This window comes from Bradyrhizobium sp. 63_E2_N1_3 (genome assembly GCF_052076005.1).
In the GTDB taxonomy this organism is placed as follows: domain Bacteria; phylum Pseudomonadota; class Alphaproteobacteria; order Rhizobiales; family Xanthobacteraceae; genus Bradyrhizobium; species Bradyrhizobium barranii.
Window position 1 is genome coordinate 4,247,510 of sequence record NZ_CP197235.1, and the last position, 24,494, is coordinate 4,272,003.

Below are 24,494 nucleotides of genomic sequence, written 5' to 3' on the forward strand. Positions count from 1 at the left end.
GTCATGGTTCAGGCGATTGTCTTTCTGCCTCTGCTGGGCGCCATCCTTGCTGGCCTGATCGCGCTATTCGGCGCGCATGCCCGCAACCCCTCGGGCGATGAGGTCGAGCATCACGGCGATCATGGCCACGGCGACGCGCACGCGTCGGCGGCCCATGACGACCATGGTCACGACGATCACGGTCATGATGACCACGGCCATGGCCCGGTCGAGCCGCCGGCCGCGGGCTCGCGCGGCGCCGAGCTGATCACGACCGCGCTGCTGTTCGTCTCGGCGGCGCTGTCCTGGATGACGCTGGTCGATGTCGGCTTCATGCACCACGACATGCGGATTCCGCTGTTGCCCTGGATCATGTCGGGCGACCTCCAGGTCTACTGGACGCTGCGGGTCGACACGCTCACCGCCGTGATGCTGGTGGTGGTGACGACCGTGTCCTCGCTCGTGCACCTCTATTCCATCGGCTACATGGACGAGGATCCGTATCGGCCGCGCTTCTTCGGCTATCTCTCGCTGTTCACCTTCGCCATGCTGATGCTGGTGACGGCCGACAACCTCGTGCAGCTGTTCTTCGGCTGGGAAGGCGTGGGTCTCGCCAGCTATCTCCTGATCGGCTTCTGGTACCAGAAGCCGTCGGCGAACGCGGCGGCGATCAAGGCCTTCGTGGTCAACCGCGTCGGCGATTTCGGCTTCGCGCTCGGCATTTTCGCGATCTTCATGCTGACGAGCTCGACCGATTTCGAGACCATCTTCCATGCAGCTCCGAGCCTGACCGGCAAGACCATCGACTTCCTCGGCTGGCACGCCGACGCGCTGACCCTGACTTGCCTCCTGCTGTTCATGGGCGCGATGGGCAAGTCGGCGCAGTTCCTGCTGCACACCTGGTTGCCGGACGCGATGGAAGGCCCGACCCCGGTCTCCGCGCTGATCCACGCCGCGACCATGGTCACCGCCGGCGTGTTCATGGTGGCGCGCCTGTCGCCGCTGTTCGAACTCGCCCCGAACGCGCAGGCCGTCGTGATGTTCTTCGGCGCCACCACGGCGTTCTTCGCCGCGACCATCGGTCTCGTCCAGAACGACATCAAGCGCATCGTCGCGTACTCGACCTGTTCGCAGCTCGGCTACATGTTCGTGGCGATGGGAGCAGGGGCCTATTCGGTCGGCATGTTCCACCTGTTCACGCACGCCTTCTTCAAGGCGCTGCTGTTCTTGGGTTCCGGCTCGGTGATCTACGCGATGCACCACGAGCAGGACATCCGCAACATGGGCGGCCTCTGGCGCAAGATCCCCTACACCTATGCGGTGATGGTGATCGGCACGCTGGCGCTCACGGGCTTCCCGCTCACGGCGGGCTATTTCTCCAAGGACGCGATCATCGAGTCCGCCTACGCCTCGCATAATCCGTTCGCGATGTACGGCTTCCTGATGACGGTCGTCGCCGCCGGCCTGACCTCGTTCTACTCCTGGCGCCTGATCTTCAAGACCTTCCACGGCGAGCCCCATGACGAGCATCACTACGAGGCCGCGCATGAGGCTCCGCTCTGGATACTGATCCCGATCGGCGTTCTCGCGGTCGGCTCGATCGTCGCGGGCTTCCCGTTCAAGGAGCTGTTCGCCGGTCACGGCGTCGAGGAGTTCTTCCGCGAGTCCGTGAAGATGAACCCGCACATCATCGAGGAGATGCACCACATCCCCGAGACCATCGCCATCCTGCCGACGGTGATGATGGTGCTGGGCTTCCTGGTGTCGTATCTGTTCTACATCCGCCGGCCGTATCTGCCGGTCGAGCTCGCGAACACGCAGCCGATGCTGTACCAGTTCCTGCTCAACAAATGGTACTTCGACGAGCTCTACGATCTCATCTTCGTCCGCCCGGCGAAGTGGATCGGCTATCAGCTCTGGAAGAAGGGTGATGGCTTCATCATCGACGGTCTCGGTCCCGACGGTATCTCGGCCCGCGTGCTGGACGTCACCCGCAACGTGGTGAAGATCCAGACCGGCTATCTCTATCACTACGCGTTCGCCATGCTGATCGGCGCCGCCGGCCTGATCACCTGGTTCATGTTCGGCTTTGGAGGCCAGTAAATGACAACCTGGCCAATCCTTTCGGTCACGACGTTCCTGCCGCTGGTTGGCGCGCTGATCGTCTATCTCAGCCGAGGCGATGACGAGGCGGCCCGGCGCAATGCGCGCTGGATCGCGCTGTGGACCACGCTGATCACCTTCGCGGTGTCGGTGATCCTGGTGATGCGCTTCGATCCGTCGAGCGCCGACTTCCAGTTCGTCGAGAAGGCGAACTGGCTCGCCACCGGCATCACCTACCACATGGGCGTCGACGGCATCTCGCTGCCGCTGGTGATCCTGACCACCGCCATCATGCCGTTCTGCATCATCGCGAGCTGGAAGGCGATCACCAACCGCGTCCGCGAATACATGATGGCGTTCCTGATCCTGGAAACGCTGATGATCGGCACCTTCTCGGCGCTCGATCTCGTGCTGTTCTACCTGTTCTTCGAGGGCGGCCTGATCCCGATGTTCCTGATCATCGGCGTCTGGGGCGGTCCGCGCCGGGTCTACGCGTCGTTCAAGTTCTTCCTCTACACGCTGCTCGGCTCGGTGCTGATGCTGCTCGCCATCATGGCGCTGTACTGGAACGGCGGCACCACCGACATCCCGACCCTGATGCACACCGCCGTGCCGCGATCCCTGCAGACCTGGGCGTGGCTCGCCTTCTTCGCGTCGTTCGCGGTGAAGATGCCGATGTGGCCGGTGCACACCTGGCTCCCCGACGCCCACGTCGAGGCGCCGACCGCGGGCTCGGTGGTTCTGGCCGCGATCCTGCTGAAGATGGGCGGCTATGGCTTCCTGCGCTTCTCGCTGCCGATGTTCCCCCTGGCCTCGCACGACTTCGCGCCGCTGATCTTCACGCTCTCCGCGATTGCGATCATCTACACCTCGCTGGTGGCGCTGATGCAGGAGGACATGAAGAAGCTGATCGCGTACTCGTCAGTGGCGCATATGGGCTTCGTCACCATGGGCATCTTCGCCGGCACTATGCAGGGCGTCGCCGGCGGCGTGTTCCAGATGATCTCGCACGGCATCGTCTCCGGCGCGCTGTTCCTCTGCGTCGGCATCGTCTACGACCGCATGCACACCCGCGAGATCGCGGCCTATGGCGGCCTCGTCAACCGGATGCCGCTCTACGCGCTGACCTTCATGATCTTCACCATGGCCAATGTCGGTCTGCCCGGCACCTCCGGATTCGTCGGCGAGTTCATGACGCTGCTCGGCACCTTCAAGGTCTCGATCCCGACCGCGTTCTTCGCGACCTTCGGCGTGATCCTGTCGGCCTGCTACGCGCTGTGGCTGTACCGCAAGGTCGTGTTCGGGGCGCTGGTCAAGCCGTCGCTGGCGAGCATGAAGGATCTCACTTTCCGCGAGTGCGTGACGCTGTTCCCGCTGATCGCGCTGACGATCCTGTTCGGCGTCTATCCGAAGCCGGTGCTCGACATGTCGGCAGTCTCGGTCCAGCAACTCGTCAATAATTACAACACCGCTGTGACGGCCGTGAAGGCCGCCGCACTGCTCCAGTGATCGGGCAGGTCAGGATATCGCCATGAGCTTTGAGACTGCAGGTTATCAACTGGCGCCGGTGCTGCCCGAGATTGTGCTCGCGGTCGGCGCCATGGCACTCTTGATGCTGGGGGCCTATCGCGGGCAGGAGACCACCAAGACCGTCACGACGCTTTCGGTCCTGCTGCTGGTCGTGGTCGGCGTGCTCGTCTACGCACAGCCTGCGGGCAAGCACGTCACCTTCGGCGGCAGCTTCATCGTCGACGATTTTGCCCGCTTCATGAAGATCCTGGCCCTGATCGGCTCGGCGGTGACGCTGGTGCTGTCGACCGAGTTCCTGTCGGACCCGTCGCGCCGGATCTTCGAATACGCGATCCTGGTGCTGCTCTCGACGCTCGGCATGATGGTGCTGATCTCGGCCGGCGACTTGATCTCGCTCTATCTCGGCCTCGAGCTGATGTCGCTCGCGCTCTATGTCGTGGCGGCCTCGAACCGCGACAACGCCAAGTCGACCGAAGCCGGCCTGAAGTACTTCGTGCTCGGCGCGCTGTCCTCGGGCATGCTGCTCTACGGTTCCTCGCTGGTCTACGGCTTCACCGGCACGGTCAGCTTCACCGGCATCGCGGCGGCCGCGACGGTCTCGAATATCGGCCTGGTGTTCGGCCTGGTCTTCCTGCTCGCCGGCCTCTGCTTCAAGGTCTCGGCCGTGCCGTTCCACATGTGGACGCCTGACGTCTACGAGGGCGCGCCGACGCCGGTCACCGCCTTCTTCGCCTCGGCGCCGAAGGTGGCCGCGCTCGCCGTTTTCACGCGCGTCACGCTGACCGCGTTCCCCGGCATCGTCTCGCAGTGGCAGCAGATCCTGGTGTTCGTGGCGATCGCCTCGATGGCGCTCGGCTCTTTCGCCGCGATCGGCCAGTCCAACATCAAGCGCCTGATGGCTTATTCCTCGATCGGCCACATGGGCTTTGCCCTGGTCGGCCTCGCCTCCGGCACGGTCGAGGGCGCGCAGGGCGTCTTGATGTACATCGTGATCTATGTGGCGATGACGCTCGGCTCGTTCTCGGTCATTCTGGCGATGAAGCGCAACGGCCAGGCCGTCGAGAAGATCAGCGATTTCGCCGGTCTGTCGCGGACCAATCCGCTGCTCGCCTTCATGTTCGCGATGCTGCTGTTTTCGCTCGCCGGAATCCCGCCGCTCGCCGGCTTCTTCGCCAAATGGTACGTCTTCGTCGCCGCCATCAAGGCGAACCTGTTCACGCTCGCCGTCATCGGCGTGTTGACCAGCGTCGTGGGCGCCTACTACTACCTGACCATCGTTAAGACGATGTACTTCGACGAGCCGGCCGGTCAGGTCGATCCGGTGCGCGTCGAGGTGAAGACTGTGCTGGCTGTCTTTGGCCTGTTCAACATCCTCTTCGCGCTGTTCGCGGGCCCGGTGGTGAGCGTCGCCTCCGCCGCGGCAAAGTCGCTGTTTTAGGATGGGGTTCGCGCTCGGTCCTCGCGCACTCTCGGCGGGCTACAAGCTCGCAGCTTTCGAACGGACCGGCTCGACCAACACCGACGCCATCGAGCACGCGCGGGCCGGCGAACGCGGCCCGATGTGGTTCGTCACCTCCGACCAGACCGCCGGCCGCGGCCGCCGCCAGCGCGCCTGGATCGCGCCAAAGGGCAATCTCGCCGCCAGCGTCCTCGAGGTCCTGGATATTGCGCCTGCAGTCGCCGCCACCATCGGGTTTGCGGCGGGGCTTGCGGAAGAGGCGGCGCTGGAGAAGGTCAGCCTCGAGGCCGCGTTGCGGCTTGGTCCTGAGCGGCCCAGATACGCCCTGAAATGGCCGAATGACGTCCTCGCGGGCGGCAAGAAGCTGGTCGGCATTGGCCTCGAAGCCGAGGCTATCGGCGATCGTCTCGCCGTCGTCGTCGGCATCGGCACCAACGTCGTGGCGGCGCCGGAGGGGACGCCGACGCCGGCCGTTTCGCTGGCCGCACTCGGCGTCCAGATCAGCGCGGAAGAGCTGTTCTCGGCGCTGTCGGACGCCTGGGTCGAGTTCCTCGGCATCTGGAACAATGGCCGCGGCTTTGCGGAGATCCGCAAACTCTGGCTGGAGCGCGCCTGCGGCCTCGGCGAACGGGTCGCGATCAACACGGGAACGATGACGCTGGAAGGCATTTTCGACACCATCGACGACACTGGCTGCCTGATCGTCCGCACCGTTGACGGCCGACGCCTGCCGGTGGCGGCCGGCGAGGTGTTCTTCGGCTCGGCCGCCTCCGTGGGAGCTGCGTGATGGCGAAGCCTGACGAACTGGTATTTGCGCCGCTCGGCGGCGTCGGCGAGATCGGCATGAATTTGTCGATCTACGGCCTCGGCAACCGCCAGCAGCGCGCCTGGCTGGCGGTCGATCTCGGCGTCTCCTTCGGCGACGAGGAGCATCTGCCGGGCATCGACCTGATCATGCCCGACATCAGCTTCCTGGAGAAGGAACGCAAGAATCTGATGGGCCTGGTGCTCACCCACGCCCATGAGGACCATTTCGGCGCCATCATCGACCTCTGGCCGAAGCTGAAATGCCCGATCTATGCCACGCAGTTCAGCGCGGCGCTGTTCGAGGCCAAATGCGCCGCCGAGCGCAACGCGCCGAAAATCCCCGTGACGGTGGTGCCGTCGGGCGGCCGCGTCGATATCGGCCCGTTCAACGTCGAGTTCATTCCCGTCGCGCATTCGATCCCGGAAGCGCACGCGCTGGCGATCCACACTGACGTCGGCACGGTGCTGCACACCGGCGACTGGAAGATCGACCCGACCCCGACGCTCGGGAGCCCGACCGACGAGAAGCGGCTGCGCGAACTCGGCGAGGAGGGCGTGCTCGCCCTGATCGGCGATTCCACCAATGCCGTGCGTGACGGCCGCTCGCCCTCGGAAGCCGAGGTCGCGCGAACCATCATCGATCTGGTCAAGGGCGCCAAGGGTCGCGTCGCGGTGACGACCTTCGCCTCCAACGTCGCGCGCATCAAGGCCGTCGCTGCCGCGGCCAGGGCTGCCGATCGCGAGGTCGTCGTGGTCGGCCGCGCCATGGAGCGCGTGGTGCAGGTCGCGCGCGAGACCGGTTATCTCGACGGCGTGCAGAACTTCCGCTCGCCCGAGGTCTACGGCCATCTTCCGCAGGACAAGGTGCTGGCGCTGTGCACCGGCAGCCAGGGCGAGCCGCGCGCGGCACTGGCGCGCATCGCCAATGACGACCATCCCGAGATCACGCTCAACCGCGGCGACAGCGTGATCTTCTCCTCGCGCACCATCCCGGGCAACGAGAAGGCCGTCGGCTCCATCATCAACAATCTGGTGCTGCAGGGCGTCGAGGTCCTTACCGACCGCGACCATCTGGTCCACGTCTCCGGCCATCCCCGCCGCGACGAATTGCGCGACATGATCGCCTGGACCAAGCCGCAGCTCCTGATCCCCGTCCATGGCGAGGCGCTGCACCTGAACGAGCATGCCAAGCTCGCGCGCGCCGCCGGCGTGCCGCGCGTCCTGGTCGTTCGCAACGGCGACCTGATCAAGCTCGGCCCGGGTGATCCCGGCATCATCGGCGAGGTGCCCTCCGGCCGGATCTACAAGGACGGCACGATCTTGGAGGACTCCAAGTCCCGCGCCGTGGTCGAGCGTCGCCGCATGGCTTTCTCCGGCTGCGCCTTCGTCGCGGTCGCGATGACGGAGCAGGGCGAGCTTGCCGACGATCCCGAGGTCGATCTCGTCGGCATTCCCGAGAAGAACCGGGACGGCGAGCCCTTCGACGACATCGTCTTCGACGCCGTGGTCTCCACCATCGAGGGCCTGCCGAAGGCGCGCCGCCGCGATGCGGATGCCCTGGCTGAGTCGGTGCGACGCGCTGTCCGGGCCGTCATCAACGAACATTGGGGCAAAAAGCCCCCCTGTCTGGTACACGTCCTGACGGTGTAGTTGAGCATGGTCTTCGGATCATGCGCTGAGGGAGAAGAAACATGCTGGGTCGCCTCAACCACGTCGCGATCGCGACCAAGGACGCCGTCAAGTCCGCCAAGATCTATGGCGCCGCGTTCGGGGCGCAGATCTCGGAGGCGGTCGCGCTGCCCGAGCATGGCGTCACCACCGTGTTCGCGACGCTGCCCAATACCAAGATCGAGTTCATCGAGCCGCTCGGCGAGGCCTCGCCGATCGCGAAGTTCCTCGAGCGCAATGCCGACGGCGGCATCCACCATATCTGCTACGAGGTCGTCGACATCATCGCCTCGCGTGACACGCTGGTGAAGGAGGGCGCGCGGGTGCTCGGCGACGGCGTGCCGAAGATCGGCGCCCACGGCAAGCCGGTGCTGTTCCTGCACCCGAAGGACTTTTCCGGGGCGCTGGTCGAAATCGAGCAGGCGTAGGGCGCCGGATCATGGCCATCCAGATATCGACCGCGCTTGCGATCTACTTCGTCATCTGGTGGATCGCGCTGTTTCTGACGCTGCCGTTCGGCGTGCGCAGCCAGCACGAGGACGGCGTCGGCGCGCCCGGCACCGACCCCGGCGCACCGGTCCTGACGCGGATGAGAGGCAAGCTGATCTGGACCACGATCATCTCGGCGATCATCTACGGGATCGGCATCGCGGCCTATCATGCCGGCTATCTTTCGATCGAGCGCTTGTCCAGATTGATGGGAATGCCGTTCTAGACGTTTTTGCCGACAATATTGCTTTGGGGGAAACGAATGACTTTTCAGCGGATCGTCATCGCGCTTCTGGTGCTGATCGTCGCCGGCCTTGGCGCCATCGGCTATTTCGAGTGGAAGATGGCCGTGCAGGTCCGAACGCTGAAGGCGTTCGTCGAGGGCTCTGTCTTCAACGAAGCCGTGATGGCCTGCGAGCAGGCCAAGAGTTCGACGCCGTTCAAGTGGAACGGGGGCAAGAGCACCTCGGTGATCGGCCTGAACTCGGTCAAGCTGGACAAATACACCGTCAGCGCCAGCTACACGCTGGTGGCGGACAGCGTCTATTGTGATTACGATCCCATCAAAAGAAAGGCCGAGATCGGCTCAAGCTTCCTGGAGCGGGAGTAACGATCCGGCCATGCCAAGAGCATGATCCGGAAACGTGCGAAGCGGTTTTCCGATAAGATCGTGCTCAAATATCATGGGGTGGGATCGTCATGGCCGACGCGGGGGACTACCGGATTCTGCATGAGGCGGCCTTGCGGGACTATCTCGCGGGCATATCCGACCTGAAGGCACTGCTCGGTGGCGAGCCGGCCGCCTGGGAGATCACCGAGGTCGGCGACGGCAATCTCAATCTCGTCTTCATCGTCAAGGGCACGCGCGGCGGCGTCGCCGTGAAGCAGGCGCTGCCCTACGTTCGCCTCGTCGGCGAGAGCTGGCCGCTGCCGCTGTCGCGGGCCCATTACGAATATCTCGCCTTGTCGAAGCAGGCCCAGCTCGCGCCCGGCCTCGTGCCGGCCCTGCTGCACCACAACGAGACGCTGGCGCTGACGGTGATGGAGCTGCTCGAGCCCCACATCATCATGCGCAAGGGGATGGTCGCCGCAACGCAATATCCCGGTTTCGTGGACGACATCACCACCTTCATGGCGCGCACCCTGTTCTTCACCTCCGACCTCGCCCTGTCGGCGGCCGAGAAGAAGCAGGGCATCGCCGCCTTTGCCGGCAACCACGCGCTGTGCAAGATTACCGAGGATCTGATCTTCACCGATCCCTACCGCATTGCCGAGCAGAACCGGTGGACTGCGCCTTATCTCGACCGCCTGGCCGCAGGGCTGCGCGATGACATGGAGCTGCATGTCGCGATCTCCCGGCTGAAGCTGAAGTTCATGGCAAGTCCCGAGGCGCTGCTCCACGGCGATCTCCACACCGGCTCGATCATGGTGACGGAGAGCCAAACGCGGGTGATCGACCCCGAATTCGCGTTCTACGGCCCGATGGGATTCGACGTCGGCGCCGTGCTTGCGAACCTCCTGATGGCCTATTTCGCCTCCGCCGGCCACGAGCGCACGCCGGGTGAGCGGCAGGCGTTCGAAAGCTGGGTACTGGAGACGGTCGAGCAGGTCTGGAACGAGTTCGCCCGCAAGTTCCTCGATCTCTGGCGCGCTGGCGCCACCGGCGATGCCTATCCGGCATCGCTCTTTGCCGGCGAGAAGGGCGCTGCATGCCTGGAAGCCGAGCGGCAGGCTTACATGCAGCGGCTATTCACTGACACCGTCGGCTTCGCTGCCGCCAAAACCCTCCGCCGTATCTTCGGCCTGGCCCACAACATCGACTTCGAGCTGATCGAGGACCCGCGGAGGCGGGCGATCAGCGAGGCGCGCGCGGTGCGGCTGGCGAGGGCGATGATGGTGGAGGCGGGGGCATTTCCGAACATCTCGGACGTCACCGGCGCAGCGCGAAAACTGCGCGATTGGCAGCCGGAGTTTGCGAACGGCTAGGGGCCGATGCGCTTCAATAAAGCCGCATCGGCAGCAGGACGCCGTCCGTGCCGGCCAGCAGACCCCAGGTCTCGTTGGCCGCGACCTCGAACTCCCGGCTCTGGACCGTGCCGCCCTCGATCTTGAGGGTGACCTTGTACTTGCCGGGCGGCAGATCGATCTTTTGGCTGTCCGGTATTTCGGCTGCGGCGGAGTCGGAGTGCGCCAGTTTCTCGCCGGCGTGCGCCGCCAGCTTGATGGTCTGGTCGGCGACGGTGATGACCGCCCCGTCGTCCGACTTGTTGCCGAGCATCAGCTTTGCCTGCCTCGGCCTCGGCAGGAGGCCGGCATTCGCGATACCCGGCTTGCGCAGCGAAAGTTCGGCGATTGTCCTGTCGTCCTGACGGGAAAGCCGGACCAGGACCGGTCCACGGGCCGTCGTGAAGGTGATCACGGCCCGGTCCGGTTCGACCACCGTCTCGATCCAGCCACGCTTGCCGAGCTCGGCGCGATAGAAGCCGAGCACCGCCGCGAGATCGCGCGGGGTCTCGGCGTAGACCGACGTGATGAACGGCGAATTCTTCGCCGTCGCGATGCTCCAGCTCTCGGGCAGTGGCAGACCGGTGCCCTGGGAAACCCTGGCTTCGAAACCCGCACCTGCGCCCCGCGCGACCGCTCTGACGGGGATGCTGAGCAGTCGTTCGACGAAATTACCCGGAGTGTCATGGCCCCGGACCGCCCACCACGTTTCGTCAAGATAGTCGTTCACGCCGGTGGTGCGACTCCAGCTGAACCGGATGCTGTCCGCCTCGCTGTACCGGCCGAGGCTGGCCGCGACCGGGCTTGCCAGCACGGCCGTGGCGGCGAGCAGTCCGCCCGCGAGCAAGATACCTAGCGTTCGGCGATTCATTTTTTCCGCGATCCCTGGGGCTCAGATAACGATCCTGAGCTTGGTCGCGTTGATCACGAAAAATGTTCACTGCCCTTGGTCGCTCATGATGCACCGCAATCGGCGGCTTGCACCGCTTGGGACGCAACCTGGCCTCCGAGGGTCTCGCGAGCGCCGCGTTCCGGAACCCGTCGCCATCAAAACGAAGCTTGCGTTCGACGGGCTACGAATGATCAAATCCCTGATCGGAATGCCTGCGTTGTTGGGGGACACATGATGTTCAGGATGATCGCGATCGTCGCTGGTTTGGGGCTGGCGCTCGCCACCTCGGCGGAGGCCCAGGCGCCGCGCAAGGGCGGAACCATCCGCATGACGGCGCCCTACGGTTCGAGTTTCACGAGCCTCGATATTCACACCACGCAGCGCGCCCAGGACGAGATCTACGCCAAGGCGCTGCATCGGTCGCTCTACATCTGGAATTCCGCGGAGGGCAAGCCGGTTCTGGAGCTCGCCAAGGAGGACGTGGTCTCGGGCGGCGGTCTCGTTCACACCTTCAAGCTGCGCGACGACGCCTATTTCCACAACGGCCGCAAGATGACCGCCGACGACGTCATCTGGTCCTACAACCGCATCATGGACGGCACCAAGGCCTATCCCGGCGCGCGCTTTGTCCGGGTGATCGAGGGCGCGGCCGCGGTCGAGAAGGGCCAGGCCAAGGAGATCTCCGGCCTGAAGAAGATCGACGACTTCACCCTCGAAATGAAGCTGACCGAGAAAGTCGATCCGGGCTTCTACTTCTTCACCGCGCTGACCTCGATCTATCCGGCCGACGAGGCCGCCAAGGAGAGCTTCATCCAGAAGCCGATCGGTCTCGGGCCGTTCAAATTCGTCGAGCACGTGCCGGGATCGCGCATCGTTCTGGAGCGGTGGGACCGGTTCTACAAGCCCGGCAAGCCCTACGCCGACAAGGTCATCGTGTCGATCATGGGTGAGGCCGCGGCGCGCGATGTCGCCTTCCGCAACAAGGAGATCGACACCTCGGTGCTCGGGCCCGCCCAGTATGTCGCCTATCAGTCCGACGCCGACCTCAAGGGCACCATCGTCGAGGTCGCCGAGGTCTTCACGCGCTATATGGGCATGAACCCCTCGTTCAAGCCGTTCACCGACAAGCGCGTCCGGCAGGCGATCAACTACGCGATCGATACCGACCTGATCATCAGCAAGCTGGTCAAGGGCAAAGCCTATCGCGCCACCAGCTGGCTGCCGTTGACGTCTCCAGCCTACGACAAGGCGATGAAGCCTTACCCCTACGATCCCGCCAAGGCCAAGCAGCTGCTCGCGGAGGCCGGCTATCCCTCCGGCTTCGAGTTCGAATGGACCACCAGCCAGAATGAAAGCTGGGGCCTGCCGATCGTCTCGGCCGTGATCCCGATGCTGGACAAGGTCGGCATCAAGGCGAAGGTCAAGCAGGTCGAGACCGCGGTGCTGGCCGAGGTGGTGCGCAGCGGCGACTACCAGGCCTTCATCTATTCCCAGGCGACCGGCCCGGATCCCCAGGCCGCGCTCAAATGCTTCCACTCCTCGACGCCGCAGCCGGCCTGCAACTACATGAACTACAAGAATGCCGATTTCGACAAGCTGATCGATGCGGCAGGGCAGGCCGACGATCCCGCAAAGCGCACCGAGCTGCTGCAAAAGGCCAATGCGCTGCTCTATGAGGAAGCGCCGGTCTGGTTCTTCAACTACAACAAGGCGGTCATGGCGGTGCAGCCGTGGCTCAAGGGCGTTCAGCTCAATGCGACGGAGCTGACCCATCAGAACGTCGAAGACCTCTGGGTCGACGAGACCTCGCCCGCGAAGTGACACGCGCTCTCGCGCTCCCTCCATCGCGACGAGCGGTGGGGGGAGAGAGGAAAAGCCTGGATGCTCTCGTTCCTGCTCCGCCGTCTTCTGCAAACCATTCCGACCGTGCTCGCTGTCGTGCTGCTGGTCTTCGTGCTGTTCAGCGTCGTTCCCGGCAGCATTGTCTCGAGCATGAGCGACGACAGCGATCCCCAGGTCGAGCTGCGCATGAAGAAGCAGCTCGGCCTCGACGATCCCCTCTATTGGCGTTTCGGCGCCTACATCGCCAAGCTCGCGACCGGTGACTTCGGCACCTCGTTCCGGACCCGCGAGCCTGTCACGACCATGATCGCCAAACGGGCCTGGCCGACGCTGCAGCTCATCTTCACGGCCATGACGTTTGCGATTTTGATCGGTGTTCCCCTTGGTTTCATCGCAGCGCTGAAACCCGGGGGCATCGTCGATACGCTCGCCATGGTGCTGGCGGTGTCGGGCCTTTCCATTGCCAAATTCTGGCTCGGGCTGGTGCTGATGTATCTGTTCGCGTTGAAGCTCGGCTGGCTGCCGAGCTTCGGCTATGGCGATGGAGGGCTGAAATATCTGCTCCTGCCGGCCGTGACGCTCGGCGTCTCGCCGATGGCGCTATTTGCCCGCACGACGCGCGCCGCGGTCCTCGAGATCATGACCGCTGATTTCGTCCGCACCGCGCGCTCGAAGGGCATGAGCGAGACGCGCGTCGTGAAGTGGCACGTGATGCGCAACGCGCTCGTCATCATTCTCACCACCGTCGGCCTTCAGTTCGGCGGGTTGATGGGGCAGGCGGTCGTGGTCGAGAAACTGTTCTCCTGGCCGGGCATCGGTTCGCTGCTGGTCGACAGTGTGCTCCAGCGCGACATTCCCGCCGTCCAGGGCTCCATTCTCGTGGTGGTGCTGGCCTTTCTCGCGATCAATCTGCTGATCGATGTGCTCTACGGCGTGATCGATCCCAGGATCAGATACGCATGAAGCTCCGCGCCAATCTCATCATCGGTGGCGCGCTGTTCGCGCTCGCGATCCTGGTCGGCCTGCTCGCGCCCTGGCTGGCGCACACCGATCCCGTCATGGACGCCAACCTCATGAACGCGGAGGAGCCTCCGAGCTGGACCTGGTGGTTCGGCACCGACGACCAGGGCCGCGACATCTATTCCCGCGTCGTCTACGGCGCCCGCGTCTCGCTGACCGTCGGCATCGTCTCGCAGCTCATCAACAGCGTCATCGGCGTCGCGCTGGGCTTGAGCGCGGGCTATTGGGGCGGCTGGTGGGACGATTTCGTCAACGGCCTGACCAATCTGATGCTCGCGATCCCCTCGCTGATCTTCGCGCTCGCCATCATGGCGGTGCTTGGCCCTGGCCTCACGAGCCTGCTGATCGCGCTCGGCCTGACCAACTGGTCCTTTACCTGCCGGATCGCACGGGCCTCAGCGCTGTCGCTGAGGAGCCAGGGCTATGTGCAGGCGGCGACCGTGCTCGGCTACGGCGATCTGCGGATCATGGTCACGCAGCTCTTGCCGAACATGTTAGGGCCGATCGTCGTCATCGGCACGCTCGGCATGGGCAGCGCGGTGCTGTCCGAAGCCGCCTTGTCGTTCCTCGGCCTCGGCGTCCGCCCGCCCTTTCCGAGCTGGGGCAGCATGTTGTCGGATGCGCGCGAGCAGATCACGACGGCGCCGTGGCTCTCGGTCTTTCCGGGCCTTGCCATCTTCCTGACGGTGCTCGGCCTGAACCTGCTCGGCGACGGCCTGCGCGACATTCTCGATCCCCAGTCGCGGAGCCGGCGGACATGACCGGCGCGCCGCTGATCGAAGTCGAGGATTTGCGTATCGATCTCGACGACGGAGCGAGGTGCGTTGCGGCGGCCGAGGGCATTTCATTCCGCATCGATCGAGGCGAGACATTTGGGCTGGTCGGCGAATCCGGCTGCGGCAAGAGCATCACGGCGCTCGCCTTGATCGGCCTGTTGCGGCAACCGTTGTCGATCGGCGGCGGCGTCATCCGGTTTGAGGGGCGGGAGATCCAGCACCTTTCCGCGGCCAGGCAGCGGGACCTGCGCGGCAATCGCATCGCCATGATCTTCCAGGAGCCGATGACGGCGCTGAACCCGGTCTCGCCGGTAGGACGGCAGATCGCCGAGATGTTCGTGCTGCACAAGGGCAAGAGCTGGCGGGAAGCCAACCAGCTCGCGGTCGAGGCGCTGGCGAGCGTCCGCGTCCCCGCACCGGAGCGGCGCGTCAACGATTACCCGCACCAGCTGTCCGGCGGCATGCGTCAGCGCGTCATGATCGCCATCGCCCTCGCATGCGGTCCGGACCTCCTGATCGCCGACGAACCGACCACCGCGCTCGACGTGACCGTGCAGGCCGAAATCATCGAGCTGATGCGCAATCTGTGCGCCGAGAGGGGGACGGCGATCCTGATGATCAGCCACGATCTCGGCCTCGTCGCCAATGTCTGCCGCCGTGTCGCCGTCATGTATGCCGGCCGCATCGTCGAGGAGCGCGGCTCCGCCGATATTTTCCGGGCGCCTTCGCATCCCTATACGCAGGGCCTGGTCGCCTCGCTGCCGCGGCTGGGCAGTCGGGCCGCGCTTGGCCGCACCAGGCTTAAGGAGATCGCGGGCGTGGTTCCAGCCATCACGAATTTCCCGGATGGCTGCCGGTTCAATCCGCGCTGTACGCAGGCCACCGAGATCTGCCGCACGGTTGCGCCGCAGACGGATTTGCTGGAGGCCGGCGGTTTCGTCCGGTGTTACCACCATGCATGAGCCGCAAGCCATGCAGGGGGAGGCGAGGCCGGACGACGACCTCATTCTCAGCGTCGAGGATCTCGCGGTTCATTTTCCGATGGGGGGCGGCTGGCTCGGCCGCAGCCGGCGGGTGCTCCGTGCCGTCGACGGCGTTGATCTCAGGCTGAGACGAGGCGAATGCCTCGGCCTTGTCGGCGAGTCCGGCTCGGGCAAGTCGACCGTCGCATTGTCGATCCTGGGTCTGTTGACGCCGACGCGCGGCCGCATCGTGCTGGACGGGCAGGTGGTGACGAACAGGCAAGCCGGCGACCGAAAGTCGCTGGCCCGCACCGTGCAGATCGTCTTTCAGGATCCCTACGCCTCGCTCAATCCGCGCCAGACCGTCCGCCGCACGCTGGAAGATCCCCTGCGTGTGCATGGTGTGACCGCAAAAAGCGAGATCGAGGACCGCGTGGCGACGATGCTGCGGCATGTCGGCCTGCGGCCGGAACAGGCCGATCGCTATCCGCATGAGTTCTCCGGCGGCCAGCGCCAGCGCATCGGGATTGCGCGCGCCCTGATCCTCAATCCCAGGATCGTCATCTGCGACGAGCCCGTGTCGGCGCTCGACGTCTCGATCCGCGCCCAGATCATCAATTTGCTGCTGGAATTGAAGGACACGCTCGGTCTTTCCTACATCATGATCAGCCACGACCTCGGCGTCGTCGAGCACATGAGCGACCGCGTCGCCGTCATGTATCTCGGCCGCATCGTCGAGAATGGCCACTGGCGCGAAATCTTCGAACGGCCGGCGCACCCCTATACGCAAGCCCTGATCGCCGCCATCCCCGATCCGCTGCGTCATGCGCCGCTAGCAACGACGGGGGGCGACCTTCCCAATCCGCTCAATCCGCCGAACGGATGCGCGTTCAGTCCGCGTTGCCGGTACGCGGAGGCCGTGTGTCGCCACGAGCCCGGTCCGGTGCTGGAAACGCGCGCCGATGGACATGAGGTGAGGTGCTGGCGGGCTGACGAGATTGCTGGGCAGACGCAATTGGCTTCGACCGGAGGCGGGCATCCCTAGGGATGGAAGGCGCGTCCGTCGCGGTCAAAAGCGTCGTTCCAGCGGCCCGCTAGTCACGTCCGGTCTGCCCTGACAGGCGGATGATTTTTGGGGCCCGCCCATGAGCCATCGCGTGGGGTTGATCCTTGGTGCGGTCCAATCGCGTACCGCCCTATTTTCATGTGTGCTACATGGTTCGGTAGCAAAATGTAGCAAGAAAGGCAGATCATGACTGACGATCAGGTCAATCTCGTCGTTCAGCACCTTTGCGAGCAATTGCACTTGGCGCTCCGGTTGAAGGGCAGCGAAGCACATCCACCAAACGCCAAGGATATTGGATTCGATCCGGCCTCCGTGAGAACCGTATTGCTGACCGGCTTGCGTTCGGCGGGTGTCACGACCCACCACGAGGCGGTCGGGAAGAGCGAAGAGCCGCCGTGGTCCTAAACACAAAACGCGGGGCAGGAGCCCCGCGCCGATGTCTCAGCTGGGTCAGCAGCAGACAAATCCACTACAGCGTCCATAGGTCCGTTAAGGGCCCACAACCGACGTTCGATATATCGTCCGTTCGCATCTCGGAACCGCGTCGCGGACGCCGTAGTTAACTGCTCGATTGTCTTCGGTTGACAAACGGCGGTCTCCACTGACCATCGAGGATATTGCTCTCGCCCAGTGGACGCGGATGTAAAGCGAGAACTGGCCACTCGCAGGCGGCCAGTTGCTCTCTTTGTCTACTTGTCTACGCTCTGTGATTTTGGCACCAGCGCGCAGCGTCAACCAACCGTCCCGACATTGAACGTTCGCTTCGCAGGGAACGTTGGCGGCATCTTGCCGCTCGCCTCAGCGCCAGGTTGCCGGTTCGCAGGGAGGCCTATTGAACGGACCTCCGGCATAACTGCCAACGTCTGGAGCCCGGACACAGTGAACGACGTTAGAGGTGGGGACGACTGCACCGGTTTTGTCGCGCCACGCCGACCTACGCCAGCTTGCCGGTTCGCAGGGAGGCTTATTGAACGGCCCTCCGGCAAAACTGCCAACGTCTGGCGCCCGGATGCAATGAACAACGCGGGACGGATGGACGGCTGCGCCGTTTTGGTCGTACCACGCGGCCATGGCCGGACTAGCGAACATGGCCGCGGCGATCAATCCTACCGAAGCAAGCTTCCTCATTTGCGCGTCTCCTTATGTGTCAATGATTGAACGACTGACTATCCTTTGCGGCTCATTCCTACCGAAGAGACTGCAAGCAACGTTTTGCGGTATCGACTATGCACATCATCAAGGTTGATCTATATCAACTTCGCCCGAATACGGCGGCTGATGACCGCTCTGGGTCAAACTACGAAAAACTCAACCTGAGCAAATTCAGTCCGTTATGCCCTATTTGATCGGACCTCAATGAGGCGTGCCGCCACTTCGCTGATGGGCCCAATTGCAGACAAACTTTGTTGAGGAGCCTTCGAGAAGCTCATCAAAAATCAGCGCCGAGGTCATGCGCTACGGCAGCTACCGACCGCCTCGCCACGCAGTAAGGCGCGGGATCCAACGCGGCACATTGATGCAGAACGCTTCGTATTCCGCGCCGAATGACCTTTTTAGCGTCGACTCTTCGTAGCCCACGACAAAAAGGTGGAAGGCGAGCCAGGCGACTGCGCCGTAGGCGAACAGCCCCCAATCGCCGAACAGGAGCGCCTGGCCGAAAATGACGGCGGCGACCGCCACGTAGATTGGATTGCGCACATAGCGATAGAGGCCGGTAACGACGAGATGTTGGGTCGGGGCGATCGGGGCCGGCGTGCCGAGCCCCTGCAGTGCGAAACGCGCGAATGAATCCACGAGCCCGGCTAAGCCGGCAAGAATTAGCGCGGCGCCGACGAAGCGCGTGAGCTCGACGCCGAGAAACGGCAACCTGAACTCCCAGCGTGAAATCCACCACGGGACCACCCCAGCCACCACGCAGGGCGCGAACACGAAGAAGATGGCGGTGCCGATGACAGCAGCAGTTCTTGGCATAGACACGATCCGTTCCCTGCTATTTTAACACACCGCACCGGGAGCGCGTCAGGTCCGCCTCGGGTCATGAACGACAAAGCTTGAACTGAGCACAATAGGTCTGCTTTCGGGCAAATTGCCACCAATCCGCGCTCGTTGTCCTGACAATGAGTGCAGCTAGCGCGCTACGGCGCGGAAGGCCCGGCGCGGACAACACCGGTGTTTCTGCTATAGTGCGATGTTCGAACTTGCGGGGCGGCTGCTTCAAGGGTTGAAATCATGCACAGAGCATCTGGATCATTACTACTTGCCGTCGTTTTTATTCTATTTGCTCCGCAAGTGCGGGCGCAGCAGATTCCGGCCGAAACCGTTCAGGGAATGCTTGCGGCCCAGATACGCACGCAAGGCTTCACTTGCGAAAAGCCACTCGGCGCAAAGAAGAACACGAAGGCGTCTCGACCTGATCGCGACGTTTGGGTTCTTAGATGCAGCAACGCCATGTATAAGATCACGCGGGTTCCCGATATGGCGGCGAAGGTCGAACCGCTGCCGTGAGCTCGGTGGTCTCTACGGGACCAGCGCCATGATGGACTTGTGCCGGTGTTTTGCCCGACGTCTCAAACGTCCTAGCGGCGAGGGCTCAAGCCATGCCTCACGGTCGCCTTAGCTTCCGCTGATGCCGACCAGACGCGGGCGGCGGTTTGCGAGCGGGTTCTCAGCTGGCAGGGCGCGCAGCCAGTCGCGGAAGCTGACGATCTCGGGGCAATCCGCGGTGCCTTCAGGCGCGATCAGCCAATCACCGAGGCCTGATCCCTCATTGACCCGGTCGCAGCGATAGCCCGGATGGCGGCCGAGACCGCGGGCGATCAGCAGATCGACCTTGCCCTCGACCAATTCGTGCAGGCCGGCCGGCTGGAGCACCCGCAATCCGAGCTCCGCATGGGCGCTGCGAAATTCCGCCAATTCGAGCCGGTGCAGGTCGAAGCTGCCATGGACCCCCAACTGCAGCAGCACCGCGCCCGCCGGCTTCAATTGCGAGGTCGCCTCCGCAATGTGACGAAAACCTTCGGAGACCCCGGGCAGATAGGCCTGACCGGCCGCGGTGAGAATGAGCTGCTTATGCAGCCGCTCGAACAACTGCACGCCGAGGCGTGCCTCCAGCGCTTTCACCTGCTGCCCCACGGCGGCGGGCGTCACGTGCAGCTCGTGCGCGGCCAGCTTGAAGCTGAGATGCCGCGCGGCAGCTTCGAATGCGCGCAGCGCGTTGAGCGGGGGAAGGGCGTAGGTCATCGCACCGCAGTTTGACACCGATGGGCCTTGGCCTTGCAATAGATTTTCTTGCGCTGAACCGCAGCAACAATGCTTTGATCGGCGCCGTCATCGCCGGATACGGTCGGCCCGCAATCCGGAGACCCCCCATGCCCCGTCGTTTAGATCATCTCGTCATTTGCGTCCGCGATCTGGAACAGGCCGCGCTGGATTGGCAGCGGCTCGGCTTCAACCTCACGCCGACCGGTGTGCATCCGTTCGGAACCAGCAACCGCCTGGCGCAGTTCGCCGACAATTTTCTGGAGTTGCTGGCCGTCACCGACAATGCGTTGGTGCCGCCAGCCACGCCGGGCCATTTCAGCTTCGCGGCCCACAACCGCGATTTTCTTGCGACCGCCGAGGGAATGTCGATGCTGGTCTTACACAGCACCGACGCCCATGCCGATGCCGTGCGTTTCAGGGCCGACCGCATCGGCGATTATGCGCCGTTCGATTTCGGCCGCGACGCGGTGCTCCCGGGCGGAGGCACGGCGCGCGTCGCGTTTTCGCTGGCCTTTGCCACCGATCCCGCCATGCCCGGGATCGCGTTCTTCACCTGCCAGCAGCGTCACCCGCCGGAACTGTTCTGGAAGGCGCAGTATCAGCGTCATCCCAACGGCGCCCTCCGCGTGGTCGAGGTGGTGATGTCGGCGGCGGAGCCGGTGGCGCATCGAGATTTCCTCGAGCGCCTCACGGAAAGCGCGGCCGAGCTTGCGCCCGGGCGGCTGACGATTGGTGAGCGCGGCAATCAGATCACCTTGCTCGGCCCGTCCGAACTGGCGCGCCGGCTACCGGGCCTCGCGAACAGCGCTTCGCCGCGCTTTTGCGCGGCGCGTCTGGCGGTCGCTGATCTGGATGCGACAGGGCGAACACTGAAACACAACGGCGTCGGCTTCGCGATGACCGGTGCCGTGCTGTTGGTGCCACCCGCCACCGCGCATGGTCTGGCGCTCGAATTCGTCGAACAGGAGGCAAGCTGACATGGCTCACATCGTCAACCACAATCCCGCAACGGTCCATCCTCCCGCCGGCGGTTACAGCATGGGACTTGAATTGACGCAGCATCGCCGACTGTTGTTCGTCAGCGGCCAGGTGCCCGAGAAAACCGACGGCACCGTGCCCGAAGGTTTCGAGGCGCAATGCGAGCAGGCCTGGCGCAACGTGATCGAGGTGCTCGCCGCCGCGGGGCTTGGCGTCGAGCATCTGGTCAAGGTCACCACGTTCCTGACTGACCGGACTCAAGTCGTGACCAACCGCACCATTCGCAGCAAGGTGCTCGGCGAACATCGGCCGGCGCTGACGGTCGTGGTCGTCGAGACCGTCGACAGCAAATGGCTGCTGGAGATCGAGGCGATCGCCGCGGAATGAAACCGGCTTCGCCAACCCTGCAATGAGCCCTCAGGTGTCCAATGGCTGAGAACATCCATCCCTTCTACGAGACGCATCGGAGCGCCATGGAGACCGCCATGCGCGATCGGCTCGAGTTTGCCGAAGCGATGTTGCGCGAGCGCACGCATGTCACCGACATCGACGGGATCAGGCGGGAGGTGATGGACGAATTCGAGATTGTCCTCACCCAGATGCCCTATGTCGGCGGCGCGGCAAGCCGCATGAGCGATTTCTTCATGCGCCTGATGGGATTCATGGCCATCAGCCGGGTGCTACGACGACACGGCGTGCCGGTGCCTGTGATTGGCGAGATCGAGCGAGACACCTACAAGGCGCAATTGCTGACCGTATCAGAAGCGGAGCGTCTCGCCTCAGGGCGGCAATTCATGTCGCCGGAGAACCAGGACTTGCTGCGCGAGCAGGCGGCAGGGAGCGTCACAAAGGCTCATCAGGAAGAGTTTCCGGAAGACTTCGTCTACGATTTCGTAGAGCCGGGTCCGCAAGACAGCTTCGAATTCGGCATCAACTACAAGGCCTGCGGCTTCTGCAAGCTCGCAGCGCGCCACGGGGACAAGGACATCCTGCCGAACATCTGCGGCCTCGATTTCGTCGCCTACGCAGCGCGAGGCATCCGTCTGGAGCGCACACAAACATTGGCGGGCGGCGCGAGCCACTGCAATTTCCGCTTCTCGCGGCTACCGCCGGATGAGGCTTTGAACCCATAAATCGGCCGCGCTGGCGGCTCGCGAAAGTCCGCTATGCCCCGGTAGCGATCAAATTGCGCATCGCATGCTTTGAGCCAGATCAAGGTAGAACTTCAGGCCGGCCATATCCTCAATGCTTGCCGACGTGGCGATGCAAAGTAGTTTGCGGCAGTGTGTCCGTCCTTGCGCTGGATCACGACATTGCAAGGAGATCGCCGATGATGGAGCCGCGCAATCGAGTTGTTCAAGTCAGCCTCTTCGGTGATCCCAAGAGGCTGGAGGTGGTCGACGCTCCCTTGCCGACCGCCAGCCGGGGCGAGATACGGGTCCGTGTACTTGCGTCGAGCCTCAACTACACCGAGGTGTTGATCAGGCGCCATCTATACCCGCAAACGATGGGCCCCCGGCCGCCGTTCGTAATGGGCTACGACGTGGTCGGGGCAATCGACCAGCTCGGTGAAGGCGTGCACGACTTTCGGATTGGCGACCGCGTGGCCGACATGACGGTGGTCGGGTCAAACGCCGACTATCGAACGCTTCGGGCGGACGACGTGGTCCGCGTGCCGGAGGGCGTAGACGCGGCGGAGGCGGCCACGTTGATCTTGACCTGGACGACCGCGTACCAGCTTCTGCACCGCGCGGCCCGGGTCCAGCGAGGCCAGCGCGTGCTCGTGCACGGCGCCGCCGGCGCCGTCGGCCAGGCGCTGCTCATGCTCGGGAGACTGGCCGGCATCGAGCTGTGGGGCACCGCGCGCGGCGAGCACATGGCGCTCGTCCGAGAGCTAGGGGCAACGCCGATCGACTACCAGCATGAGGACTTCACGCGGGTCCTGCCGGGCGGGTTCGACGTTATCGTCGACGGCGTTGGCGAAGACGGCTATCGCCGCTCATACGCGGCGCTCAAGCCAGGCGGCCTGCTCTGTGCCATCGGTTTCTCGGCAAGCGTGCAAGCGCAGCGTCGCATGCTCCCTATCGTGATGGAGATCGCGCGCCTTTACCTGTGGAGATTGTTGCCCGGCGGCAAGCGGGCCCGGTTCTACTCGGTAAATGCCATGCGGGCGCGACATCCCACCTGGTTCAAGGAGGACTTGGAGCGTCTGTTCGGGCTTTTGGCAACTGGTGCCATCCGGCCGCGCATCGCCGAGCGGATCTCCTTCGACGAGGTCGCCGATGCTCACCGTCGCCTCGAGACTGGTGGCCTCGAGGGCAAGCTCGTGCTGTGCCCGGATCTCTCGTCGCGACACAACCAGCGCGCCGCCTGAAACGGCGCTCCAGACATGTATCCGCGGATAGATTCCTGGATTGCTTCGCTGCGCTCGCAATGACGGAGTTTGGGTCGCGGTCCTGAGCCCATCGGCCTTAAAGGCACGGCGCCATGATGACGTTGTGCTCCTGTTTTGCCCGACGTGTCAAACGTCGTTGCGGCGGGGGCTCAAGCCACCTCGCGCCAAATTCTTCAATGATTTGTACTGTGCATGGGGTTGTTTTCGCGTTTTTGTTTTGAGGGCTGCCTACTCCGCCGCTTTTTCCCTGAGCCGCTGCGCGTAGACGTTGATGACCAGCGCCGCGAGCAGGATCAGGCCGCGGATCAGGATCTTCAGGAAGCTGTCGATGTTGACGTGGTCGAGGCCGTTATTGAGGACGCCGAGAACGAAGAGCCCGACGATGGTGTTGCCGATGCCGCCGCGGCCGCCGAACAGGCTGGTACCGCCGACGACGACGGCGGCGATGGAGTCGAGCAGATAGGTGTCGAACTCGTTCTGCTGCGCGCTGCCGAAATGGGCGACGCCGAGCATGCCGCCGATCCCCGAGCACACCGCCGAGATCACCATGACGGCGCCGAGGATGAGCTTGACGTTGAGGCCGGAATATTCGGCCGCCTCGCGGTTGCCGCCTACCATGTAGACGTAGCGGCCGAAGCGCGTGTAGGTCAGCACCAGATGGCCGCCAAGCAGCATGATCGCCGCGACGATGACGATCCAGGGGATCCCGCCGATCGAGCCCGAGCCGAGCGTGGCGATCAGGCCGGGCACCTTGTAGGCGATCTGGCCGCGCACCAGCAGCGCCGAGACGCCGGCCGCGATCTGCATCATGGCCAGCGTCATGATGAAGGAGGGGATGCCGATCACGGTCAGGCCGAGCGCGTTGACGAGGCCGAGCAGCGCGCAGAGCAGGATCGACAGGATGATCGCGACCGCGCCGGGCAGAGGGATGTTGGCGATGTTGACGTAGGATTCCTGCAGCGTGAAGTAGGCGACCGCGATGCCGGTGACGTTGGCGATGCTGGCGATCGAGAGGTCGATCTCGGCGCAGAGGATCACGAAGGTGAGGCCGACCGCGATGATGCCGGTCACCGACACCTGCGTCAGGATGTTGCCGAGATTGTCCAACGTCGCGAAGGAGGGGCTGGCAAGGGCGAAGAAGGCGGAGAGGAAGATCAGGGTGAGGAACGGCGCGATGTTGCGCATCTGCGAGCGCAGGAAGGGCGCAACGCCGCGCGGCCGCTGACCCGCCGCCAAAGCCGTCTCACTGCTCGCCATGGTGCT

24 protein-coding genes are annotated in these 24,494 nt (G+C 64.1%); 20 read left to right on the top strand and 4 right to left on the bottom strand.

Annotated elements, in window-relative coordinates; genetic code table 11:
* Window positions 1-3: 3 nt before the first annotated feature.
* The 9 genes from nuoL to mtnK all read left to right on the top strand — a co-directional run bounded on the left by nuoL (window position 4) and on the right by mtnK (window position 10,021).
* On the top strand, window positions 4-2,082 hold the full coding sequence (gene nuoL / locus AB7531_RS20210; RefSeq protein WP_063982982.1) for an NADH-quinone oxidoreductase subunit L: 2,079 nt from the start codon (window positions 4-6) through the stop codon (window positions 2,080-2,082).
* On the top strand, window positions 2,083-3,591 hold the full coding sequence (locus tag AB7531_RS20215) for an NADH-quinone oxidoreductase subunit M (protein ID WP_135216787.1): 1,509 nt from the start codon (window positions 2,083-2,085) through the stop codon (window positions 3,589-3,591).
* A gap of 22 nt (window positions 3,592-3,613) precedes the next feature.
* Window positions 3,614-5,050, top strand: a complete 1,437-nt coding sequence (gene nuoN, locus AB7531_RS20220; protein WP_063982984.1) for an NADH-quinone oxidoreductase subunit NuoN — start codon at window positions 3,614-3,616, stop codon at window positions 5,048-5,050.
* Between the two features lies 1 nt (window position 5,051).
* Entirely contained in the window at window positions 5,052-5,858 is an 807-nt protein-coding gene (locus tag AB7531_RS20225; protein WP_063982985.1) for a biotin--[acetyl-CoA-carboxylase] ligase, read from the top strand.
* Window positions 5,858-7,528: a ribonuclease J gene (locus AB7531_RS20230; RefSeq protein ID WP_354102437.1), complete on the top strand. Its 1,671-nt coding sequence runs from the start codon at window positions 5,858-5,860 to the stop codon at window positions 7,526-7,528. Before AB7531_RS20225 ends, AB7531_RS20230 begins: the two co-directional genes overlap by 1 nt.
* Window positions 7,529-7,569: 41 nt before the next feature.
* Entirely contained in the window at window positions 7,570-7,974 is a 405-nt protein-coding gene (gene mce / locus AB7531_RS20235; RefSeq protein ID WP_028149063.1) for a methylmalonyl-CoA epimerase, read from the top strand.
* A gap of 11 nt (window positions 7,975-7,985) precedes the next feature.
* On the top strand, window positions 7,986-8,261 hold the full coding sequence (locus tag AB7531_RS20240) for a DUF1467 family protein (protein WP_063982987.1): 276 nt from the start codon (window positions 7,986-7,988) through the stop codon (window positions 8,259-8,261).
* Window positions 8,262-8,297: 36 nt separating this feature from the next.
* Window positions 8,298-8,645, top strand: a complete 348-nt coding sequence (locus AB7531_RS20245; RefSeq protein ID WP_014494873.1) for a hypothetical protein — start codon at window positions 8,298-8,300, stop codon at window positions 8,643-8,645.
* Between the two features lie 89 nt (window positions 8,646-8,734).
* Complete coding sequence (gene mtnK / locus AB7531_RS20250; RefSeq protein WP_063982988.1) at window positions 8,735-10,021, top strand: S-methyl-5-thioribose kinase; 1,287 nt, start codon at window positions 8,735-8,737, stop codon at window positions 10,019-10,021.
* A 13-nt stretch (window positions 10,022-10,034) separates the two neighbouring features.
* Here mtnK and AB7531_RS20255 read toward each other — a convergent pair whose 3' ends face one another.
* Complete coding sequence (locus AB7531_RS20255) at window positions 10,035-10,886, bottom strand: hypothetical protein (protein ID WP_231142088.1); 852 nt, start codon at window positions 10,884-10,886, stop codon at window positions 10,035-10,037.
* A 276-nt stretch (window positions 10,887-11,162) separates the two neighbouring features.
* Between AB7531_RS20255 and AB7531_RS20260 the strand changes: the two genes are divergently transcribed.
* The 6 genes from AB7531_RS20260 to AB7531_RS20285 all read left to right on the top strand — a co-directional run bounded on the left by AB7531_RS20260 (window position 11,163) and on the right by AB7531_RS20285 (window position 17,002).
* Window positions 11,163-12,752: an ABC transporter substrate-binding protein gene (locus AB7531_RS20260; RefSeq protein WP_187387686.1), complete on the top strand. Its 1,590-nt coding sequence runs from the start codon at window positions 11,163-11,165 to the stop codon at window positions 12,750-12,752.
* Between the two features lie 60 nt (window positions 12,753-12,812).
* Window positions 12,813-13,736, top strand: coding sequence for an ABC transporter permease (locus AB7531_RS20265; protein WP_063982990.1), 924 nt, complete (start codon window positions 12,813-12,815; stop codon window positions 13,734-13,736).
* Window positions 13,733-14,554: an ABC transporter permease gene (locus AB7531_RS20270; protein WP_028149070.1), complete on the top strand. Its 822-nt coding sequence runs from the start codon at window positions 13,733-13,735 to the stop codon at window positions 14,552-14,554. The genes AB7531_RS20265 and AB7531_RS20270 overlap by 4 nt, the downstream gene beginning before the upstream one ends.
* Entirely contained in the window at window positions 14,551-15,531 is a 981-nt protein-coding gene (locus AB7531_RS20275; protein WP_063982991.1) for an ABC transporter ATP-binding protein, read from the top strand. The genes AB7531_RS20270 and AB7531_RS20275 overlap by 4 nt, the downstream gene beginning before the upstream one ends.
* Entirely contained in the window at window positions 15,524-16,576 is a 1,053-nt protein-coding gene (locus AB7531_RS20280; RefSeq protein ID WP_063982992.1) for an ABC transporter ATP-binding protein, read from the top strand. Before AB7531_RS20275 ends, AB7531_RS20280 begins: the two co-directional genes overlap by 8 nt.
* Before the next feature lie 207 nt (window positions 16,577-16,783).
* Window positions 16,784-17,002: a hypothetical protein gene (locus AB7531_RS20285; RefSeq protein WP_063982993.1), complete on the top strand. Its 219-nt coding sequence runs from the start codon at window positions 16,784-16,786 to the stop codon at window positions 17,000-17,002.
* Window positions 17,003-18,061: 1,059 nt separating this feature from the next.
* Here the strand turns inward: AB7531_RS20285 and AB7531_RS20290 are convergent.
* Window positions 18,062-18,568 (bottom strand): methyltransferase family protein, encoded by a 507-nt coding sequence (locus AB7531_RS20290; RefSeq protein WP_063982994.1) that lies wholly within the window; start codon window positions 18,566-18,568, stop codon window positions 18,062-18,064.
* Between the two features lie 258 nt (window positions 18,569-18,826).
* Here AB7531_RS20290 and AB7531_RS20295 point away from each other — a divergent pair, with 258 nt between their 5' ends.
* On the top strand, window positions 18,827-19,102 hold the full coding sequence (locus tag AB7531_RS20295) for a hypothetical protein (protein WP_231142087.1): 276 nt from the start codon (window positions 18,827-18,829) through the stop codon (window positions 19,100-19,102).
* Between the two features lie 108 nt (window positions 19,103-19,210).
* Here AB7531_RS20295 and AB7531_RS20300 read toward each other — a convergent pair whose 3' ends face one another.
* A complete protein-coding gene (locus AB7531_RS20300; RefSeq protein ID WP_063982995.1) occupies window positions 19,211-19,837 on the bottom strand; it encodes a LysR family transcriptional regulator in 627 nt (208 codons plus the stop codon).
* 20 nt (window positions 19,838-19,857) lie between these two features.
* Here AB7531_RS20300 and AB7531_RS20305 point away from each other — a divergent pair, with 20 nt between their 5' ends.
* From AB7531_RS20305 to AB7531_RS20320, 4 genes are all read left to right on the top strand, one after another.
* Window positions 19,858-20,835, top strand: coding sequence for a VOC family protein (locus tag AB7531_RS20305; protein ID WP_231142086.1), 978 nt, complete (start codon window positions 19,858-19,860; stop codon window positions 20,833-20,835).
* A gap of 1 nt (window position 20,836) precedes the next feature.
* Window positions 20,837-21,223 carry a RidA family protein gene (locus AB7531_RS20310; RefSeq protein ID WP_063982996.1) on the top strand — a complete coding sequence of 129 codons (387 nt, stop codon included), beginning with the start codon at window positions 20,837-20,839 and terminating at the stop codon, window positions 21,221-21,223.
* A 41-nt stretch (window positions 21,224-21,264) separates the two neighbouring features.
* Complete coding sequence (locus AB7531_RS20315) at window positions 21,265-21,969, top strand: L-2-amino-thiazoline-4-carboxylic acid hydrolase (protein WP_063982997.1); 705 nt, start codon at window positions 21,265-21,267, stop codon at window positions 21,967-21,969.
* A gap of 197 nt (window positions 21,970-22,166) precedes the next feature.
* Window positions 22,167-23,210, top strand: coding sequence for a medium chain dehydrogenase/reductase family protein (locus AB7531_RS20320; RefSeq protein WP_063982998.1), 1,044 nt, complete (start codon window positions 22,167-22,169; stop codon window positions 23,208-23,210).
* A 249-nt stretch (window positions 23,211-23,459) separates the two neighbouring features.
* On the opposite strand, the gene AB7531_RS20325 is transcribed toward AB7531_RS20320, so the two are convergent.
* Window positions 23,460-24,488: an ABC transporter permease gene (locus AB7531_RS20325; RefSeq protein ID WP_063982999.1), complete on the bottom strand. Its 1,029-nt coding sequence runs from the start codon at window positions 24,486-24,488 to the stop codon at window positions 23,460-23,462.
* Window positions 24,489-24,494 lie beyond the last annotated feature (6 nt).